Here is an 18,787-nt window from a genome sequence, read left to right as displayed (position 1 = left end):
TTTCCTTTTTAATGGATGGCATTGGCATCTTTCAATGCTTCGCCTTTCAGTTCTAAAAGTTGAGTTTTTAACAAAGAAGAAGTGGGATCATTCGGACATTGATCCACAAAATATTCCAAATCCTCAATGGCTGAAGGATAAGCGCCCATTTGCGCCAACACCAAGCCACGATCGCGAATATCGTAAGGATCTTTTCTTCCCGCTAACAAGAATTGGATATAATTAAAAGCCAAATCGTTTTGTTCTTCACGAATTAAGGCATTCTTGGCGAGCTGACGGAAACGTGCAGTCAGCATCGGAATATCTGCTCGGGCTAAATCTTCAGGTTGAATTTGAGCCCCAAAACCAAAGGCGCCTTCATAGAGTTTTTTCAATTCATCCACTGAAATATATTTTCCGCTCCAAGGATCAATAAACGCCGCTTCGCCATCAACTTCTGCACGTAAAATCAGTTGTGTCGGGAAATTTACGGGATAAATCGGCAATTTTAAACTTGCTGCCAAATAAAGTATTAAGGCGCCAAGGCTTACCGGCATACCTTCACGTTCTTCTAAAATATACAGAAGGTATAAATTGCGCGCATAGAAATAATTATCCGAATCGCAATGAAAGCCCCAATCACCGTAGAAGAGCTGCAATAATTGATGAATTTTAGCTTTATCATCCCATTCTTCAGGAATAGCTTGGCGAGCTTTACGCACTAAACTTCCCACGAGCCCTCTTATACGAGGCTCATCAAGTTGCTCTTTCTCACAAATGCTCAGATAAAAATGAGTTAGCTCAGTATATAAGACTTTTTGATCGTATTTCATTACCGCTTCCAATATCCCAACGTTACGCGTTCATTGTCGCCATAATCCCGTATGGTTGCAACCCCTTGCCAATGATTTTGCCAGAAAATTGACCGCACTTCTTCGCCCTGTTTCCAGCCGTGTTCTAACAATAAATAGCCGTTATCTTTTAAATGTCCTGGCGCATACTCAATAAGATGACGTAAATCAGCTAAACCGTTTTCACCCGCCACCAACGCCGAACGAGGCTCGAAACGCACATCACTTTGGAAAAGATGTTCATCGGTTTCATCAATATAAGGCGGATTACTGACGATAATATCAAACTGCCCTTCAACATTTTCGAACCAACGACTCTGCAAAAATTGCACCTTGAGCTGATTTTTTTCTGCATTGGATTGCGCTAATTTGACGACTTCTGGCATTAAATCAACACCAATAACATCCAATTGAATATGCTTTTTTTGACAAATAGGAGAAAGCTCAGAAGCTAGCGCCAACGCAATGGCGCCAGTGCCGGTACCTAGATCGAGAATACGAAAGCGCGGTGGATTTTCTTCCAGTTTTTCTAACGCAATTTGCAATGCTTTTTCTACGAGAATTTCAGTATCGGGACGAGGAATTAATGTTCCTTCTGATACATTTAAAGGCAAGGACCAGAATTCTTTTTCACCAAGGATATAAGCGATAGGTTCGCCTTTTAAACGACGATCTAAAAGTGCGGTCAATTTTAACCGCACTTTTTCATCAATTTCCGTTTCATCGAAAGCTAAAATTTGCGTTCTCGATTTGCCTGTTGCGTGTTGCAATAGCACTAACGCATCCACTTTGCCATTCTCTGTTGGATTTACCTGATTTAAGGCTTGCGCAGCATCGGCAAGCCATTGTTGATAGATCATTAATTATTCTCAGATAACGCCGCTAATTGATCTGCTTGATATTCAGTGATAATCGGCTGAATAAGCTCGTCAATTTTGCCGTTCATCACTTCATCTAAGCGATAGAGCGTTAAGTTGATACGGTGATCTGTTACACGACCTTGTGGGTAGTTATAAGTACGAATTTTATCAGAACGATCGCCTGAACCTAATAAGTTACGGCGGGTATCCGCTTGCTCTGCCGCTTGACGTTCTTGCTCTGCTTGAACAATACGTGAAGCCAATACAGACATCGCTTTCGCTTTGTTTTTGTGTTGTGAACGCTCATCCTGACATTCCACCACAATACCCGTTGGAATGTGGGTAATACGTACCGCAGAGTCAGTCGTATTAACGTGCTGACCACCTGCACCAGATGAACGGTAGGTATCAATACGTAAATCAGCAGGATTGATTTCCGGCATTTCAGATTCAGGTAATTCTGGCATCACCGCAACAGTACAAGCAGAAGTATGAATACGACCTTGGCTTTCTGTTTTTGGTACACGTTGTACACGGTGGCCGCCTGATTCAAATTTTAACTGACCGTACACGCCATCACCGCTTACTTTCACGATCACTTCTTTATAACCGCCCTGCTCGCTTTCATTTGCGCTGAGCATTTCAACACGCCAGCGTTTACTTTCAGCATAACGGCTATACATACGGAATAAATCGCCGGCAAAGATACCCGCTTCATCCCCACCTGTACCCGCACGAATTTCTAAATAGCAGTTATATTCATCATTTGGATCTTTCGGCAATAAAAGAATTTGAAGTTGTTGCTCGACTTCTTCAATTTCGGCTTTGGATTCTTCAATTTCCATTTCTGCCATTTCTTTCATTTCAGGATCATCTAACATCAATTCTGCATCAGCAATGTTAGAATTAAGCTGATTCCAACGATTAAAACATTTCACCACATCTTCAAGTTGTGAATATTCTTTAGAATACGCGCGGAATTTATCCTGATCCGAAATCACCGATGCATCGCCTAGCAATGCCTCTAATTCTTCATAACGTTCTTTTAAACTTTCAAGTTTTGCAATAATAGAATCTTTCATATTTTTATAAAGTTAAAGCCAAAAATAAAATCGGCCTATTTTAGCCGATTTTGAGGAAAATTGACAGACGCAAAATCTGCCTAAAAATGACCGCGCTTTAGATTCGAGTAACATCAAACTTCGCTAAATCAATTCGGTCTTCCGTACCATAAAATTGAGCCAACGCATGACGCAAGGTTTCGGCACGTTTTGGTAAGCCTTTTTCTGCATAGGTTTTTACTTGTTCATATACCGCTTGCTTAAATGGTTGCGTATCCCCTGGATTACCATTCAAATTATCGGCACTGGCAAAATAACGAAAACCTGCCGCTGTGGCTAAAATCCATTCTAACGCTTGAGGCTTCACTTCCACCTTTTCAAAATCACGCTGACGTTCTTCAGAACGACCATCCGGCTCATACCAATAGCCAAAATCTTCTAATTTACGGCGCTCTTTCCCCGCCACCAACCAATGGGCAATTTCATGTAATGCACTGCTGTAAAAGCCTCTCGCAAAGTAAATGGCGTTATAAGGCACCTCATCATTTGCAGGAATGTAAATCGGCTCATCCCCACCTTTAACCAATCGCGTATTATATTCTTCTTCAAAACATTGATTAAAAATCGCAATGATATCCTCAAGTTTGTGTTCCATGCTTTCTCCAAATATTTTTATAAATAACGCCTCTTAAAAGGTTTGAGAATTATCTCATTTTTCATGTCTTTCACAAAATCTTGGTTAAATAAAAAACGTCTGAAATTAACGTTTCAGATTTTTTTTCATCATAAAGTGCAGTCAAATTTTTAGGTGTATTTAAACCTATCTTTAAGCCCCATCTATTTAATATCCCCCTTGGGCGCATGCCCGAAATACCGTTTGTATTCACGGCTGAATTGGCTAGGTGACTCGTAGCCGACTTGGTAAGCGGTTTCGGTAATGCCTCGATCTTCTTGTGCGATCAGTCGTCTGGCTTCCATCAGACGTAAGGATTTTTGATATTGCAGCGGTGAAAGGCTGGTTATCTTCTTAAAATGACTATGAAAGCCAGACAGCGACATACCACATAGATTTGCCAAGGTTTCCACGGTGATGGTTTCACTAAAATGTTGTTGCAGATAATGGGTGGCTTGGGCGATTTTTTTGGTGTGCGATCCATTGCTTACCATGGCTTTAAATTTGCCACCTTGCTCGCCTGTAAGGAGTCGATAATAAATTTCTTGTTGGATAAGCGGTGCAAGAAACTCAATATTTTTTAGATTTTCGTGCAAGAGCAATAGACGTTCAACAGCATTTTTGAGAGATTCATCCAAATGCCATTGTGCAAAACCTTCGTCGCCCTGTTGAACATCATCTGCAAGGTTTGGATTTGCTAATAAAATCTTGCTAACGCTTTCAATATCAATTTTCATCGACATCACTAAAAACGGCTTTTTCGGCTCGGCATATTTAATTTCGCCGCGCATCGGCACATTGTACAGGGCAGAACATAAAGTGTTGATTGTCAAAACGGTAGCATTGTTCGCCTAGTTGTATTTCACGTTCCCCACTTAACACGATGCAAATGCTCGGTTCTTGAATAATACCCTCGTAGCAAAACGGCTGATCGGCATGGCGAATCACCAAGCCTTTAATTGGAGATGAATAGGTTTCGTTATGTGGAATAACTTTTAATAAGCGTTCTATCGCTTCAGTTGAGAACATAGTTTTGTAGGAATAGGCAAGTAATTTGGATAAATCATATAACACTTCATATTGCCGTTCAATATAATGAACTCACTTTCAACGGCAGTACGCCAAAACATTTAACCAATATTGAATTGAGGACAATATCATGAAAATTTTCTACAAAACATCAGCAACAGCAACCGGCGGACGTGATGGTCGTACCCAAGTGGACGATGGTTCAATCGGCTTTGATTTGGTTTCATTTCAAAATGACGGCACCGGAGCTGATGAAAAACACCAACGCGCCGAGTATGGCAAGCACCGCCGCACCGACGAAAAACGGCCGCATGGGGTGGGTGAAAAACTTATTCATGGTTTGGCTTAATTCTGCATGAAGATGCTTTCGGATATGGATTTATTGGGCGGACAGGGTTGTATCTTGTATTGAAGAAGCAAGCCGAAGGTTTGTCAGATACTCAAATGCCCGTATCATTCATATTATTGATATTATTGTTTGAATTGTATTATTTTCAATAATAATAAATAACCCTAAACCAATATAAATAACAGCCATTATCCAACGACTAAACTTCTCTATAATTTCACCAACACCTGAAATATTAGCCAATCTTTGTGCTGTATATACTAAAACAAAAATCAATATTAAAAATACAAGAAGAGTAACTAATAAGTCGACAAGATCTAAAGTTACAAAGTAAGGAACAAAAAGTCCAATATTATCTGCACCACAACTAGCAACTGTAACCAAAGCAACAATACCGACTAATTTTGACAACCCTTTTTCATCCAATTCTTTTTTAGCTCTTTTTTCGCCCTCACAATCGTCGTAAATAGCAACTTTAATACCTAAGTAAATCGGTATTAAACCTAATAAACCCAACACCCATTTTTCCGGAACATAATTCAAAACAAAAGCTAGAAATAAACTAACTAATATTAAAATTACAGAACCTAAATATTGTCCGATATAAATATCTCGATATTCTTTTCTAGTATTTGCTCTAGCAAAAAATATTAATAGTATTACCAACAAATCTACTGCTGTAGCAATATATAAAACAGCAGCAGTAATCACAGTCGAAAACATAAAGCACCTCATAATGAATCCCCTGCCCCCTTGGCACCACGGCTTTTTCAAAAACCGAATCGCGTTCGGATAACAGATTCGTATCTTTCGCTAAAGAGGCAAGCCTGCGGCTTGCTTACCCTCTCCCTAGCCCTCTCCCACGGGGAGAGGGAATTGGGCTGTCGAGCCTGAACATTTTCAGGTTTACCTGACATCTGATTCCCAATTCTACGGCTCTCTGATTTTGAGAAACCTGATCCCCTTTCCCCGTGGGAGAGGGCTAGAGAGAGGGCAACGAACCGCAAGGTTTGTCAGAAATTTAAATTCCTATCACTCATAATAATGAATCCCCTGAAACTCTCTTGCCACCACGGCTTCTTCAAAAGCCGAATCGCGTTCGGACAGCGGCGTAGGCAGGGTAATCACGTTTTACACGTTCATGCCCTTAGTGGAAAGCAGCATGATTTCATGGCTCAGGCGTGCGACTTCGAAGCGGTCGTGCGTTACTAGCATACACGCCATGCCCTGCCGCTCGATTTTTTCCACCAGCATGGCGACCAAAATATCGCGCAAATCGCGGTCCAAACCGACGAACGGCTCGTCCAGCAAGGCAAGGTCGCAGCCGCACAGCAGCAGGCGCAAAAATGCTACCCGTTTCGCCATGCCGCCGGACAATTCGGTCGGATATTTGTTCAAATCGCCCGCAGTCAGCCCGACTTTCGCCGCCAGCGCGATGATTTCGCCTTCATCGGGTTTGTCCATAAAAATAGCGATATTCTGCATCGCGGTCAAGTTTTCCGGCAGGCGGTTTTCCTGAAACAGAAAACCCGTTTTGCGGAAAGTATTGCGTATCGTGCCCGATTTCGGCGTTTCCAAGCATTCAAATCCATCCGTTTGGGGCGCAACAACAGGCCGCGCAATTTTAGTGGAAGGAATTAATTAAAATTATTTCTTAGAAAAAGGCCGTCTGAAATTTCAGACGGCTTTTTTATAACAAAGTGTGGTCAAATTTTTAGGTGTTTTTGCAAATTCAATTCAAAATTAAAACCGCTTGTTTTTAAAACTTCACTGTTTCACCATCTTCTGGAATTACTACATTTTCAAGCTTGTTTGCTTGGACAAATTGGCGTAAATCCTTACGGTAAACGGACATATGGTTTACCGCATCCATGTGCACCGTGATAAGTTTTGTATTTGGTAGCATTTGGCGAGCATGAGCAACATCTTGTAACCCCATAATAATGCCGTCATTCGGAAAAGCTAAGGTACGCGCATCACCTGTGTTCATAATCATTACATCAGGTTTATAACGATTAATGGCTTTGTTTACTTCGGCAGTCCAAACTGTGTCACCAACCAAGTACACCGTTGGATGACCTTTCGCTTGGAATGTTACGCCCATCGCCTCATCTAAAATCTCAGCCAATTGTGGCACAGCGTACATTTCCGTTGTGCCGTGAGAACCGCCGGTTTTATTTAAAATAATACCTTCGAACTCCACCGGTTTTTCTAGCGATAAACTGGTTATGTTAGTAAAACCTTGCGCTTTGAGTAAGTCGCCATCCCGTTCATGTTGCACAAAAATTTTGATGGATTTAGGTAAAATTTTTTGTGCAACCTCATCCCAATGATCTTCATGTGTATGAGTCAAAATAATGGCATCAACATCTTTGAAAGTATCTTCTGCTTTCATCGGTAATTCCACAAGTGGATTACGCAAATGGCTATTTAATGTTCCTTCAAAGCCTGCATAACGTCCTTTTTCAGCAAGCATCGGGTCAATTAAAAAAGTTTTCCCTGCATAGTTCAGGCGACCAGTAGCATTGCGGATATGTTGGTAGCTATCAGTGTTTTTAGAGGCAAGATCTACAGCGAAAGTATTTGCGCTAATAGCCAATGCTGTAGTGTTAATTAAGGATTTTAAGTTCATTATTTTTCCTTTTCTATACGTTATTGAATGAATAAATATATTATAGTGAGAACAAAATTGCGCAAAAATAGACAAAAAATCAATAAACGTAATAATCAGGTCATTTTTGTGCTATGCTCATATCAAAGTAGGAGAAATAAAATGAATAAACCCACAGTTGCTTTGATTGTGTATGAACAAATGATGCCCATTCATTTTGCAATGGCATATTCCGTTTTTTCTATGTCGGATTTAAACGGCAAGCCGTTATTTGACTGTAAAATCGTTAGCGATTCGGACAACCTGACAAACTCGCTATTTCACATACATTTAGATGGTGGTTTAGAATGGTTAGAGAATGCCGATATTGTTGTGATGACTGGATGGCATGATACTCAAGTGATGCCGAGTGAGGCTTTATTAAGGGCGTTACGGCAAGCATATCAACGTGGTGCGACAGTGGTGGGTTTATGTTATGGTGCCTATGTGTTAGCGTGCAGTGGTCTACTTAACGGCAAAAAAGCAACCACACATTGGTTGGGAGATAGTGATTTTACTAATCGTTTTCCGCAGGTGAAATGGGATTTAAATCCTATTTATTTGGAACAAGATCGACTGATTACCTCAGCAGGAACGGCAGCTTCCATGGATTGTTGCCTTTCTATTGTTCGTAAATTATATGGTGTGAAAATTGCCAATCATATTGCCCGAATGCTGGTTATCCCCCCTCATCGTGAAGGCGGACAAGCACAATTTATCGAACGCCCTATTTCTCGTTCCACACCTAATCATAATATCAATGCGTTGCTTGCTTATTTAAATGAAAATCTGACCGCTCTTCATTCGACTGATAGTCTTGCCGAACGTTTGTCAATGAGCCGTAGCACTTTCACCCGACATTTTCGCAAAGCAACCGGAATGTCATTAAATCAATGGTTAATTGAAGCAAGGCTACAACGAGCAAGAGAGCTTTTGGAAAGCACAGATTTATCTATCACTGACATTGCAGAACAAAGTGGATTTCATAGCGATACCGCCTTGCGTCAGCACTTCTTGAAAAAACATAAGATTTCACCGAATCGCTGGCGTAAGCAGTTTCAAATTGAGGATGTTTAGATCTTTTTATTTTAAAGTGCGGTCAGATTTTTGGATGTTTTTGCAAATTCAATTTAAAATTAAAACCGCTTGTTTGATCTAAATGGATAAAAGCTATTTCGGCGGACGCTGCAGGAGCAGACGCGGTCGAGGTGCATCAGGGAAAGTTGTCGTCTTCGGCATTCTGAAACGTAACGGACGGGTCTATATCGTTGCCGTAGATAATGCCAAGTCCGATGCTTTGCCTGTTATCAAACAGAAAATCATGCCGGACAGCATTGTTTACATGGATAGCCTGAGCAGCTATGACAAGCCGGGCGTCAGCGGTTTTATCCATCACCACATCAACCATTCCAAAGCGCTTGCAGACCATCAGAACCACATCAACAGCATTGAGAATTTTGGAATCAGGCAAAATGCATCTTGCGAAAATACAACAGAATCGATCGCAAATCTTTCCTGCTGTTCTTGAAAGAATGCGAATTTCGATTTAACTTCGGCACACCGTCTCAACAGCTTAAAATCCTGCGGGATTGGTGTGGAATTTAGAGCTAATCTAGTACAGCCCTACTTAAATATATAAAGCTGCAATATTTGCTAAATTTGTCTACTTTCGTCTGCTTTTAACATGCGTAAAAACTTCTTTCTAGATAACTTGATAGGAGAATTTATAGCTATTCCCCATTGTAGAAAAAACTAAAAAATATTATATAAAATATAAAATAACTAATTGTATAAATAAAAATAAGATTTAGAGTTTGCAAGATAATTTTTCTTATTATTTCCCTTTTGCTTCTTAAAGTAAAAAATATTTGTGTTATAAAAAATAAAATTGGGACATACATTATAATTAAATCATCTCCATGTATTACCCATAAAAAATAAAACCATAGCCTTTTAATACCAAATATTTCAGAGAAGCAAAAAAAAGATAATATTAAAGTATACAGAATGATAAAGATATTAGAGTATAATATACTACTAGACAGTTTTTTTATAAAAAAATTCATTCTTCAATCCTAGATTATTTAATGTTTTTGTAAGCTTTTTTGGCATCAGAAGTAAAATCTTGGCAATTATTGGACACAACATGATATGTGTTATTCCCATATTTTTTTCCAATAACTACTCCGTCATGTCGATTTGAACTCTTAGGTAAAACCACCCTCATTTCTTCCACTTGATTTACTGCTTTTTTCATTTTCAAATCATCATAATGTTTTCCTGAGCATTTATATTTGGCAATTATTTTAGGGCTGTTTCAGAAAATGGCCCTGTAGTTGTAAATCCAATATTTGTACCATCATCAAAGAAAATATGTTCATGGAAGATGCCCAAATCTAAACCGGTCCAACCTGAAGTTCTAAAATCAAATGGCATACCATTCAATGGTCGCGTACATATGCGCGCAAGGTCTAAAGTAATCTGGACATTTTGCCACCTCTTTAATCTTCGGTGCTGATGCAGCTTAGGCTTCTTCTCAGTATTTTTATGACAGGGACAGCCGTCTTGTAGAGACTAACTTTTGTTCTCGCCTGAGGAGGATGTATTTTAGGCCGTCTGAAAGTTTTTCAGACGACCTTTTTGAAAGTTGGATTTTCAACTTAGTCTATGTTTGCTTACTGACTAATAGGAATACTAAACCACAGTTCATATGAAGCTAAACCAATCCAATCGATATTTGCATTTCCATCTGAGCGAATAGTTTTTCCGGAGCTAAACTCCCCCGTCTTAAACAAAAGAGGTTCTAAGAAATATGATTTGAAATTACAGCTCATCTTCAGATTATCAATCTGCATGCACAAATTCTGTATGAACGGGCTTTGAATAAAAGATTTCGTTATAATCTTTTGTATCTTTTTATCGAATGCCGAATACTTGCCGCCCAACAAAGTATTTTCCTTAAGCGCTTTCTCAACCGACTTCCGTGATGTCTCGCTACTGCTCCAGTTTAACTGTATTGCATACAATTTATTTTTATCGATTTGCGCAATGGAATACTTAATGGCATTAATGAGCTGATTCTCAGTCAACCGATGAACCACTCCTTCCGAGTCTGATGCTCGATAATGTCTAAAATTCAGAACATATTTTCCAGGCATGATTTCCCAATGTATCACATTGGAAACAGTAATATTATCATCCATTGTAAATTGAATAGTCTTCTCACAACCCTCGTTAATAGTGCGGGTACAAGCATTAGCATCGGCAAAAACTATGGCAATAAAACATGTAAAAAGAAATTTTTTAATTAACATGAACATTTCCCCTTAGGTAAAATCCAATAATCCCCACCGTACGTACTTACATATGGATAACTATACTCACTATTGCTATCAGTAACAACAGCGACGTGACTATCTGATAGCACAGATTTATCTATCACTGACATTGCAGAACAAAGTGGATTTCATAGCGATACCGCCTTGCGTCAGCACTTCTTGAAAAAACATAAGATTTCACCTAATCGCTGGCGTAAGCAGTTTCAAATTGAGGATGTTTAGATCTTTTTATTTTAAAGTGCGGTCAAATTTTTAGGTGTTTTTGTAAATCTCCATCAAAATTTGACCGCTTGTTTGATCTAAAGTCAGTCTATTCCTCTTCCCTTCCCCGTTAGGAAATTTGATTAGAGAAAAATAAAAAAGGTGAGTTCAAATGCTCACCTTTTAAACTAATATTTTACAATTAACCGAATACTTTTTCCAAATGTGCTTGGTAGTCTGCTAAGTATTGTTCTACTTGTGGATTTTTAATCACATCGTTACATAAGAATGTTGGCAGACGAGTCAAACCGATGAATTCGTTGAGTTTGTGGAAGTGCATGTATAACGCATCCACGCCTTTGCCTTCAAAGAAGTCACCTTCGCGGGTAAAGGCTTCAATCGGCGCATTCCAGGTAAGTGAGAGCATGTGTTTTTTGCCTTGTAATAAGCCACCTGTGCCGTAGCCTTCAGTCGGATTGACACGATGGCGGCCATCACTGTGGTAAAGCTTACCGTGTCCAGCGGTTAATACTTCGTCTATGTATTTTTTCACTGTCCAAGGTTCGTGCATCCACCAACCTGGCATCTGCCAAATCACGGCATCCATCCACAAGAATTTTTCGATTTCTGCTTCAACATCATAGCCGGCATCAATCACGGTTTCTTGTACATTGTGTCCAAGTGCGGTCAAAACTTCTTTCGCTTTTTTGTGAAGTGTGTGGTTCAACTCGCCATGTGAATGTCCGAAATCTTTACCACCGTCTAATAATAAAATATTCATTTTTTCTCCTTTAGCTGATAATTTACCGATTACTAAGCACTTTACTAATACAACAATTTAACCAATCAATAAGCGCCAACTATTAAACATACTACTCAAATTCGAGAGTTTGATAGAAGTTAAAAGTGCAATAAAAAAGCCTTGAAGTCATTATTTTCAAGGCTTTAAAGTCTTTCATAGGACTTGATAGGTTTATTTTGTGGTGGAGCTGGCGGAAACTGATCTAGATAAATATCACTTTGTTTTTAAAAGATATATTTCAAAGATAAAATCAGCTTACTACCACGCTTACTACAATAAAAAAACAGGACGCCAATTCAGACGTTATTTAGCCTAAAATTGCCAAGATTATATCACCAAAATTTGCATTTTCCTGCGTTATTTTGCGTTAAAGGATTTGATTAAAAGGATCTAAAAGGCAGTAGATCTGAAAAGGCTTTGTGAAGGATCTAAATTTGCGTTGAAACACACACATTTACTGTGCGGGCGTGGCGAGGTTTTGTCTGCGATTTTTTGTGCGTGCATTTGGGCGAAAAATCGGGTTAAAACAGGGCTTTAAAGTTTGTTTTATTGATTGATTTGATATAATAAACTTGGGAGATATTAATACTATACAAGACAAAAACAGTTATCTGCACAATAAAAAACCCGCATTTCTGCGGGTTGTTTATTTTGAAAGGATCTATTGTAGTAATTTGTATTCTGTAAACGTGATCACTTCTTCCCCTACCCAACTGTTAATCTCTTTCAAGCGTTCTTGCAGTGGGATAATCTCATTGATAAAAAATACTCGCGTTGCTTTCTCTACGTCACCAAAGCCGCCTGTGTTATTAGGCACAATCCCCATTAATTGCGGTGGCACACGATGGGCCGCCAATACATCATCACGGCTTGCATTTTTGATATTCAAAAAGTCATCTTTCGCCACTGCATCAGACAATGGAATGACTTGCATCCCGTCTTTTTTGCCATTTGGAATATACACAAACAAATTCTTAAAGTTGCCAGTGCCTTTTGTTTGACGGATTTGTGTTTTGATTGCTTCAATATCGTCTTTGTTTTGTGTTGGGTCAGTCATGTAAATAATCGACCCCGCATGCGCACCGTTCAAATAATATTTGCGACGGAACAATGTCGCACTTTCATTTAAGAAAGCCGATTGTAATGCCGCTAAATATTCCGGCACGCCGTAAATCTCTTGGTTCACATCAGGGTTGATCAGATTAAACACTGCATCTTTCGGGAATTCATATTCATCAAAGCCATTAACTATCTGATAAAAAATGCCTTTCTTCACGCCAACGCGCATATATTTTGCAAGGGGCGATTTTAACGCAATCACTTTCCCGAATGTGTTTTCAACTTTTTCAAGGTAAGCATTACCGAATACTAAGTAATCTTGCACCAGTTTTTCTAACTGCGTGCGTGGTAAAAGTGCAGTCGTTTTACAGGTAGAAAGCAAAATGTTTTTCTTCACCGTGATCGCACTGTTATGATGTGCAGATGCATTTAAGGCTTTGGCAAGATAACTTAAATTAATTGGCGGGTTGTAATATTTCTCATACATCAACACGCTTTCGAAATAATTCAATACTTCTGCACGGTCAAGCACGGGAATAGGTTCACCAAAGCTGAACGCCTGTGCTTGATTTCCCGTTGAAAGTGCGGTTGATTTTTTTGTTTTTTTGCTCATTTGGTAATCCTATTCAAAAGTGAAAATGGTTGATTGGTTACTTGACACATCGCCGTTTAAACCATAAGGCACATTTAAAATGCAGTTCATAATTGCCCATGATAAGTCGCCATGGCTTGCATCTTCTGAACGGTCAGATACATAAGTAATCTTCCCTGTTCCGGTAATCCGTTTTTTGACTGTCATAAAACTGGTGATGATTTCGTTTCCATCAAATTTAAGGCGGCGTTTCTGAATTAAGTTTTGCGTTTTTAATACCATCTCATTTTTTAGATCGGCGTTGTAATCAAGACCGATTGCCATTGGATAGAATTTTTTAACTTCTTGGAATACGCCTGAACCCATCCCAGTTTTATCAATCACAATGCGGGCGACATTGTAATCATCACAGAAACTTTTAATTCTGCTCGCTTGTGCTTCATAATCCATGCCGTGAAATGTTTGCCAATGCAAAACACGATAATCACCGCCTTCCACTTTAGGCGGGGCAATAATCGCCAACGCTGCACGGTCGCCAGTAAAGGCGGGGTCATAACCTAACCACACTTCACGATTACCGAATGGGCGTTGATAGAATGGCTTGTAATCATGCCATTCTTCTAAACTATCCACTTGGCAAAGTTGCAAGTCGGCAAATTTAAACGCCGACGTGTTATCATCCGCGAACTGGCATAAAAACAACTGTTCAAATTCTTCTTTGCTGTTTTCTGCGATCAGGTCATCAATATTGAATAGGTTGCACCCACCTTCCATCGCATCATTAATGGTAACAATCTGCTTCCATTGGCGGTCAGCACAAAGTTTCCCGCTTTTTAAATTCTCGTGCGAAATGTCAATTTCAACTTTGTCAGCCTTGGCCCGATTTTTATTAAATGCTTTTCCAGAGAAAAACGCATAAGCAGGATGGGCAATCGTGGTCGGCGTTGAAAAATACGTTTGGCGATACATCTTTTGCGCCGCCATACCTGATGCCACTTTACGCATCACATCAAATTTAGGCACCCAAAACACTTCATCAAAATATAAATTGCCGTGATACGATTGAGCCGTGGCGGAGTTCGTGCCAAGAAAAATCAATTCTGCCCCATTTGGCAGTTTGATGGTTTCGCCTTTTAAATCTACATCAGCCGTTTGCTTGGCATAGTTCACAATGTAAGAGCGGAACTGCAACGCCTGTTTTTTACTGGCAGACAAAAAGATTTGATTGTGTCCAGTCGTCAATGCATCAATAAAGGCTTCATGGGCGAAATAGTAAGTTGCCCCGATTTGTCGGCTTTTTAAAATATTTCTGATGCGGTTTTCTTTCGCTTTATGCCAAACTCGCTGATAATTAAACATCCCATCAAGAAAGCCATTGATCAACAATTCTTCTTGTTCCTGATCAATGGCATTTTGTTCTGCTTTCTTCCGTTCGCCTTTGTTTCGATTGGCAAGTTTTGGGTTTAAATCCACTTCATTGCCATCACCGAAAGAATATTTTTTCACTCTCGCCATGCGTTCCATTTGGCGACCGAGCAAATCAATTTCTTTATAGTCTGATCCGCTTTTTTCTTCTTTCGCAATCAGTAAATTCAATCTTGTTTCTAGGGCTAATTCCACCCGCCCAACAGGGGCGACATCATCCCATTTTTCGCGATCTTTCCAACTGGAAATCGTGGACGCGGCAATATCAAGCTGACGAGCAATTTCAGCGATTTTATAACCGCTAAAATACATCTGTTGTGCTTTTCGTTTTATTTCCGCCGTCACATCGGGCGAAGCTTGATTGATAACTTGTTCGTCCATTCATAATCCTTTCAATTTACAACCGCATAATAGAAAGGGGGCTGGCGTTAGTCTTTACAGCGCACCTGTGAACAGAAAAGCAACAAAAACAACCCATAGACCGCAAAAATTAAACCTTTCAGAATAATGGCAATCTTTGAGCCAAATCAACCACAGAAAGGACAACCAATGGCAAAAAAATCTAAATGGGTAGTTGTCGCAACAGAAGGGGCAACAACTGACGGCCGCACAATTCAGCGCAACTGGATTGAAGAAATGGCTGAAAGTTATGATCCAAAAAACACCTACGGCGCTCGCATCAATCTTGACCACATCAAATTTTCTGTCTATCTCCCTGAACTTGCCAATGCTCATTGCTTTGGTGACGTCTTAGCCGTGAAAGCAGAAGAACGTGAAGATGGCAAGTTACAGCTTTTAGCCGAACTGCAACCAACTGATGCACTCATTGCCTTAAATAAAGAAGGTCAAAAAGTTTACACATCAGTTGAAATTGACACCAATTTTGCAGACACAGGCAAGGCATACTTAGTCGGTTTAGCTGTAACGGATAATCCGGCAAGCTTAGGCACAGAAATGTTAAGTTTCTCGCACAATGGCTTAAATGCCCGCAAATTAAAAGCGGAAAACATCTTCACCGCTGCAGTTGAAACAGAATTGGAATTTGTTGAAGAAGTAGAAAAAAGCCCATCTGTGTTGGAAAAAATCAAAGCGTTATTTGCGAAAAAAGAAAAATCGGATGATGAACGCTTTGCAGACCAATCAAGTGCCATTGAGCTTTTAGCCGAGCAACAAAAAGACATCTTGGAAAAATTGACCGCACTTCAAGGCGATTTTGCAAATCAACAAGCCGACATTGAAGAAATGAAAGCGGGCAATGAAGAAATTCATGCAACGTTTGAAGAACTCAAACAAAAGCCGGCACAAGCCGAAAACTCCCGCCCATTAGTTTATGGTGAACAACCTGAAACTGACGGCCGCTTCTTTTAATTTATCTTAGGAAAAAACCAAATGAATAAATTTACCCAACAAAAATTCCAAGCTTACATTGAAGGTGTCGCACAAGATAACGGCGAAGATGTGGTATTTGTTGCAAATGGCGGGCAATTCACCGTCACACCAACAATGCAGCAAAAGCTTGAAAATGCAGTGCTTGAAAGTTCCGATTTCTTAAAGCGCATCAATGTTGTGCCTGTTACTGAAATGAAAGGTGCCGCATTGCGTTTAGGCGTACTTTCCCCTGTTGCAAGCCGCACAGATACCAACACCAAAGCACGTGAAACCACGGACATTCACAATTTGCAAGAAAACTTATATTCGTGCGAACAAACCAACTTTGACACGCATTTAAACTATGCAACGTTAGACAGTTGGGCGAAATTCCCTGACTTTGCGGCGCGAATCGGTAACTTAAAAGCACAGCGAATTGCATTAGACCGTATCATGATCGGTTGGAACGGTACAAGCGTGGCGGCAACAACCGACCGCACATCAAATCCATTATTGCAAGACGTGAACAAAGGTTGGTTAGTTCAAATCGAAGAAAAAGCCACTGCACGTGTGATGAAAGAAGCGAAAAGCGGCACAGGCAAAATCGAAATCGGTGAAGGTAAAGAATATAAAAATCTTGATGCATTAGTCTTTGCATTAAAAGAAGATTTCATTCCTGACCAATACCGTGACGACACAAAACTTGTAGCGATTATGGGTAGCGATTTATTAGCGGACAAATACTTCCCGCTTATCAACCAATCAAAACCAAGTGAACAAGCAGCGGGCAACATTGTAATCAGCCAAAAACGAGTTGGCGGCTTACAAGCCGTAAGCGTGCCATTCTTCCCTAAAGGCACTGTGTTAGTGACATCACTTGACAACTTGTCAATCTATGTGCAAGACGAACGTATGCGCCGTCACTTAAAAGACGCGCCGGAACGCAACCGTGTGGAAGATTACTTGTCATCCAATGAAGCTTATGTGGTTGAAAACTACGAAGCAGTGGCGATGGCGAAAAACATCACCGTTCTTGATGCACCAACTCACGCGTAATCATAATGCGACCAACTAAACGTCACTTTCTCGAAGTTTCTGCCGCTATCGCTAATGCGGCAGAAACCGAAGATCTAAGCGACTTCACGGAATACGAAAAAATGTGCCGTATTCTTGCGAGACATCGAAAGGATTTGAAAAACATCCAATCGACAGAACGCAAAGCCGCATTTAAAAAGCAAATTTTGCCTGACTATCTGCCATGGATTACAGGAGCGTTATCTGCCGGAACAGGCAAACAAGATAATGTCTTGATGACATGGTGCGTGTGGGCGATTGACTGTGGGGAATATCACCTTGCCTTGCAGATTGCTGATTATGCCGTATTCCATGATTTGCGTTTACCTGAACCGTTCACCAGAACACTTGGCACATTATTGGCGGAAGAATTTGCCGACCAAGCAAAAACCGCACAAGCCGCCAATCAGCCATTCGAAGTGTCGTACTTAGAGCAAGTACAACGTATCACCGCTGAATGTGACATGCCAGATGAAAGCCGTGCGCGATTGTTGCGTGAATTAGGCTTGTTATTGGTTGAAAAGAACCCTGAACAAGCCTTGCAATATCTCGAACGTGCTTTAGGGTTAGATCAGAAAGTTGGCGTGAAAGGCGACATTAAAAAATTACGCAAAAAATTAAGCAAAGCCGATGAATAATCGGATTTGATAACGAGCAAACCACGCACCCGCGGGGCGGATAAAAGCGCGGTCAGGTTTCTTTACCTCTTTTCCTGATTGTTGCTCTTTATCCTCACCCCGCTTTTTTATAGGTAGATTTTATGTCAGACGGTGCAATCTCAATCAAACTCGCCCCCGATTATGAAATGGGCGCAGTGCAAAAACAACTGGAAGATTACGGAACAGGCGAAGATATTATTCGAAACGATGATTTTTTTCCTGATATTTCTCTTTCTGATTTTCGCAATCAATATCGTGCAGACGGCACAGTCACCGAACAACGCTTGCAAGATGCATTGATTGAAGCCATCGCCAGTGTAAATGATGAATTATCTACATTCAAAGCACAAAGCGAACATCACTTCCTTGAACAAATTCCCGCACCATCAGTCAACGGCGAAAGCGTGTTGATTTATCGCTATAAACGCGCGGTGAACTGTTTGGCACTGGCTAACCTTTACGAGCGTTACGCAAGCTATGACAGCACCAATGATGGCGAAAAGAAAATGGATTTACTCAAAGACAGCATCAACGAATTAAGACGAGATGCACGCTTTGCCATTAGCGACATTATCGGCAAAAGACGGGTCGATGCGGAGTTAATTTGATGGAAGTTTACGCACAACAAAATGACAACTTGGACGCCATTCTTTATCGCTATTTTGGCCGCAGTGAAGGACTTTTAGAAATTGCGTGTGAATTAAATCCACATTTAATGGATAAACCAGTCATTCCAATCGGGACACCAGTAATATTGCCAGAAACTGACACAGAAAAGATCAGCGTGGCAAGTGACACTATACAACTTTGGAGCTGA

The 18,787-nt window shown here is 40.3% G+C and carries 20 protein-coding genes and 3 pseudogenes; 9 read left to right on the top strand and 14 right to left on the bottom strand.

Annotation, left to right across the window (positions count from 1 at the left end):
- Positions 1-8: 8 nt before the first annotated feature.
- The 5 genes and pseudogenes from INP94_RS07190 to INP94_RS07170 form a co-directional block, all read right to left on the bottom strand.
- A complete protein-coding gene (locus tag INP94_RS07190) occupies positions 9-812 on the bottom strand; it encodes a SirB1 family protein (protein ID WP_197543144.1) in 804 nt (267 codons plus the stop codon).
- Positions 812-1,690, bottom strand: coding sequence for a peptide chain release factor N(5)-glutamine methyltransferase (gene prmC, locus INP94_RS07185; RefSeq protein WP_197543143.1), 879 nt, complete (start codon positions 1,688-1,690; stop codon positions 812-814). The genes INP94_RS07190 and prmC overlap by 1 nt, the downstream gene beginning before the upstream one ends.
- Complete coding sequence (gene prfA, locus INP94_RS07180) at positions 1,690-2,772, bottom strand: peptide chain release factor 1 (protein WP_065243171.1); 1,083 nt, start codon at positions 2,770-2,772, stop codon at positions 1,690-1,692. Before prfA ends, prmC begins: the two co-directional genes overlap by 1 nt.
- Before the next feature lie 97 nt (positions 2,773-2,869).
- Positions 2,870-3,406, bottom strand: coding sequence for an elongation factor P hydroxylase (locus INP94_RS07175; RefSeq protein WP_049371211.1), 537 nt, complete (start codon positions 3,404-3,406; stop codon positions 2,870-2,872).
- A 182-nt stretch (positions 3,407-3,588) separates the two neighbouring features.
- Positions 3,589-4,453, bottom strand: a pseudogene (locus INP94_RS07170) (AraC family transcriptional regulator).
- Between the two features lie 130 nt (positions 4,454-4,583).
- Here INP94_RS07170 and INP94_RS07165 point away from each other — a divergent pair.
- A complete protein-coding gene (locus tag INP94_RS07165) occupies positions 4,584-4,802 on the top strand; it encodes an OsmC family protein (protein ID WP_046943022.1) in 219 nt (72 codons plus the stop codon).
- Between the two features lie 108 nt (positions 4,803-4,910).
- Here INP94_RS07165 and INP94_RS07160 read toward each other — a convergent pair whose 3' ends face one another.
- The 3 genes from INP94_RS07160 to INP94_RS07150 form a co-directional block, all read right to left on the bottom strand.
- Entirely contained in the window at positions 4,911-5,525 is a 615-nt protein-coding gene (locus INP94_RS07160) for a CadD family cadmium resistance transporter (RefSeq protein ID WP_049352176.1), read from the bottom strand.
- Positions 5,526-5,933: 408 nt separating this feature from the next.
- Positions 5,934-6,380 (bottom strand): ATP-binding cassette domain-containing protein, encoded by a 447-nt coding sequence (locus INP94_RS07155; RefSeq protein WP_232087389.1) that lies wholly within the window; start codon positions 6,378-6,380, stop codon positions 5,934-5,936.
- Between the two features lie 181 nt (positions 6,381-6,561).
- Complete coding sequence (locus INP94_RS07150) at positions 6,562-7,434, bottom strand: MBL fold metallo-hydrolase (RefSeq protein ID WP_197543142.1); 873 nt, start codon at positions 7,432-7,434, stop codon at positions 6,562-6,564.
- 141 nt (positions 7,435-7,575) lie between these two features.
- Between INP94_RS07150 and INP94_RS07145 the strand changes: the two genes are divergently transcribed.
- Positions 7,576-8,529: a GlxA family transcriptional regulator gene (locus INP94_RS07145; protein WP_197543141.1), complete on the top strand. Its 954-nt coding sequence runs from the start codon at positions 7,576-7,578 to the stop codon at positions 8,527-8,529.
- 82 nt (positions 8,530-8,611) lie between these two features.
- Positions 8,612-9,057 (top strand): annotated as a pseudogene (locus tag INP94_RS07140) (IS1595 family transposase); the annotation flags it as partial.
- A gap of 475 nt (positions 9,058-9,532) precedes the next feature.
- Here the strand turns inward: INP94_RS07140 and INP94_RS07135 are convergent.
- The 3 genes from INP94_RS07135 to INP94_RS07130 all read right to left on the bottom strand — a co-directional run bounded on the left by INP94_RS07135 (position 9,533) and on the right by INP94_RS07130 (position 10,766).
- Positions 9,533-9,709, bottom strand: coding sequence for a hypothetical protein (locus tag INP94_RS07135; RefSeq protein ID WP_197541916.1), 177 nt, complete (start codon positions 9,707-9,709; stop codon positions 9,533-9,535).
- 44 nt (positions 9,710-9,753) lie between these two features.
- Positions 9,754-9,888, bottom strand: coding sequence for a hypothetical protein (locus tag INP94_RS10880; protein ID WP_014065196.1), 135 nt, complete (start codon positions 9,886-9,888; stop codon positions 9,754-9,756).
- A 239-nt stretch (positions 9,889-10,127) separates the two neighbouring features.
- The gene (locus tag INP94_RS07130) at positions 10,128-10,766 is read right to left on the bottom strand and encodes a hypothetical protein (protein ID WP_197543140.1); all 639 of its coding nucleotides are present in this window, start codon (positions 10,764-10,766) and stop codon (positions 10,128-10,130) included.
- A 99-nt stretch (positions 10,767-10,865) separates the two neighbouring features.
- Here INP94_RS07130 and INP94_RS10905 point away from each other — a divergent pair.
- Positions 10,866-11,012, top strand: a pseudogene (locus tag INP94_RS10905) (helix-turn-helix domain-containing protein); the annotation flags it as partial.
- Between the two features lie 181 nt (positions 11,013-11,193).
- Here INP94_RS10905 and INP94_RS07125 read toward each other — a convergent pair.
- The 3 genes from INP94_RS07125 to INP94_RS07115 form a co-directional block, all read right to left on the bottom strand.
- A complete protein-coding gene (locus INP94_RS07125) occupies positions 11,194-11,772 on the bottom strand; it encodes an NAD(P)H-dependent oxidoreductase (protein ID WP_188208710.1) in 579 nt (192 codons plus the stop codon).
- A 682-nt stretch (positions 11,773-12,454) separates the two neighbouring features.
- Positions 12,455-13,465: a phage portal protein gene (locus INP94_RS07120; protein ID WP_197543139.1), complete on the bottom strand. Its 1,011-nt coding sequence runs from the start codon at positions 13,463-13,465 to the stop codon at positions 12,455-12,457.
- Between the two features lie 9 nt (positions 13,466-13,474).
- On the bottom strand, positions 13,475-15,250 hold the full coding sequence (locus INP94_RS07115) for a terminase large subunit domain-containing protein (protein ID WP_197543138.1): 1,776 nt from the start codon (positions 15,248-15,250) through the stop codon (positions 13,475-13,477).
- 168 nt (positions 15,251-15,418) lie between these two features.
- Between INP94_RS07115 and INP94_RS07110 the strand changes: the two genes are divergently transcribed.
- The 5 genes from INP94_RS07110 (at position 15,419) to INP94_RS07090 (ending at position 18,787) form a co-directional block, all read left to right on the top strand.
- Positions 15,419-16,237, top strand: coding sequence for a GPO family capsid scaffolding protein (locus INP94_RS07110; protein WP_197543137.1), 819 nt, complete (start codon positions 15,419-15,421; stop codon positions 16,235-16,237).
- Between the two features lie 21 nt (positions 16,238-16,258).
- The gene (locus INP94_RS07105) at positions 16,259-17,293 is read left to right on the top strand and encodes a phage major capsid protein, P2 family (protein ID WP_197543136.1); all 1,035 of its coding nucleotides are present in this window, start codon (positions 16,259-16,261) and stop codon (positions 17,291-17,293) included.
- 5 nt (positions 17,294-17,298) lie between these two features.
- Entirely contained in the window at positions 17,299-17,949 is a 651-nt protein-coding gene (locus INP94_RS07100; RefSeq protein ID WP_014064320.1) for a phage terminase small subunit, read from the top strand.
- Between the two features lie 122 nt (positions 17,950-18,071).
- Positions 18,072-18,578: a head completion/stabilization protein gene (locus INP94_RS07095; RefSeq protein WP_014064321.1), complete on the top strand. Its 507-nt coding sequence runs from the start codon at positions 18,072-18,074 to the stop codon at positions 18,576-18,578.
- Positions 18,578-18,787, top strand: a complete 210-nt coding sequence (locus INP94_RS07090; RefSeq protein WP_005700063.1) for a tail protein X — start codon at positions 18,578-18,580, stop codon at positions 18,785-18,787. The genes INP94_RS07095 and INP94_RS07090 overlap by 1 nt, the downstream gene beginning before the upstream one ends.

This window comes from Haemophilus parainfluenzae (assembly GCF_014931395.1).
Classification (GTDB): domain Bacteria; phylum Pseudomonadota; class Gammaproteobacteria; order Enterobacterales; family Pasteurellaceae; genus Haemophilus_D.
The sequence above is the reverse complement of the archived record's forward strand: the minus strand, read 5'-3'. Positions and strand labels throughout refer to the sequence as shown.

Coding starts and splice junctions, on each gene's coding strand:
- INP94_RS07190 (WP_197543144.1), bottom strand. CDS start 812: ATGAAATACGATCAAAAAGTCTTATATACTGAGCTAACTCATTTTTAT.
- prmC (WP_197543143.1), bottom strand. CDS start 1,690: ATGATCTATCAACAATGGCTTGCCGATGCTGCGCAAGCCTTAAATCAG.
- prfA (WP_065243171.1), bottom strand. CDS start 2,772: ATGAAAGATTCTATTATTGCAAAACTTGAAAGTTTAAAAGAACGTTAT.
- INP94_RS07175 (WP_049371211.1), bottom strand. CDS start 3,406: ATGGAACACAAACTTGAGGATATCATTGCGATTTTTAATCAATGTTTT.
- INP94_RS07165 (WP_046943022.1), top strand. CDS start 4,584: ATGAAAATTTTCTACAAAACATCAGCAACAGCAACCGGCGGACGTGAT.
- INP94_RS07160 (WP_049352176.1), bottom strand. CDS start 5,525: ATGTTTTCGACTGTGATTACTGCTGCTGTTTTATATATTGCTACAGCA.
- INP94_RS07150 (WP_197543142.1), bottom strand. CDS start 7,434: ATGAACTTAAAATCCTTAATTAACACTACAGCATTGGCTATTAGCGCA.
- INP94_RS07145 (WP_197543141.1), top strand. CDS start 7,576: ATGAATAAACCCACAGTTGCTTTGATTGTGTATGAACAAATGATGCCC.
- INP94_RS07135 (WP_197541916.1), bottom strand. CDS start 9,709: ATGAAAAAAGCAGTAAATCAAGTGGAAGAAATGAGGGTGGTTTTACCT.
- INP94_RS10880 (WP_014065196.1), bottom strand. CDS start 9,888: ATGCCATTTGATTTTAGAACTTCAGGTTGGACCGGTTTAGATTTGGGC.
- INP94_RS07130 (WP_197543140.1), bottom strand. CDS start 10,766: ATGTTAATTAAAAAATTTCTTTTTACATGTTTTATTGCCATAGTTTTT.
- INP94_RS07125 (WP_188208710.1), bottom strand. CDS start 11,772: ATGAATATTTTATTATTAGACGGTGGTAAAGATTTCGGACATTCACAT.
- INP94_RS07120 (WP_197543139.1), bottom strand. CDS start 13,465: ATGAGCAAAAAAACAAAAAAATCAACCGCACTTTCAACGGGAAATCAA.
- INP94_RS07115 (WP_197543138.1), bottom strand. CDS start 15,250: ATGGACGAACAAGTTATCAATCAAGCTTCGCCCGATGTGACGGCGGAA.
- INP94_RS07110 (WP_197543137.1), top strand. CDS start 15,419: ATGGCAAAAAAATCTAAATGGGTAGTTGTCGCAACAGAAGGGGCAACA.
- INP94_RS07105 (WP_197543136.1), top strand. CDS start 16,259: ATGAATAAATTTACCCAACAAAAATTCCAAGCTTACATTGAAGGTGTC.
- INP94_RS07100 (WP_014064320.1), top strand. CDS start 17,299: ATGCGACCAACTAAACGTCACTTTCTCGAAGTTTCTGCCGCTATCGCT.
- INP94_RS07095 (WP_014064321.1), top strand. CDS start 18,072: ATGTCAGACGGTGCAATCTCAATCAAACTCGCCCCCGATTATGAAATG.
- INP94_RS07090 (WP_005700063.1), top strand. CDS start 18,578: ATGGAAGTTTACGCACAACAAAATGACAACTTGGACGCCATTCTTTAT.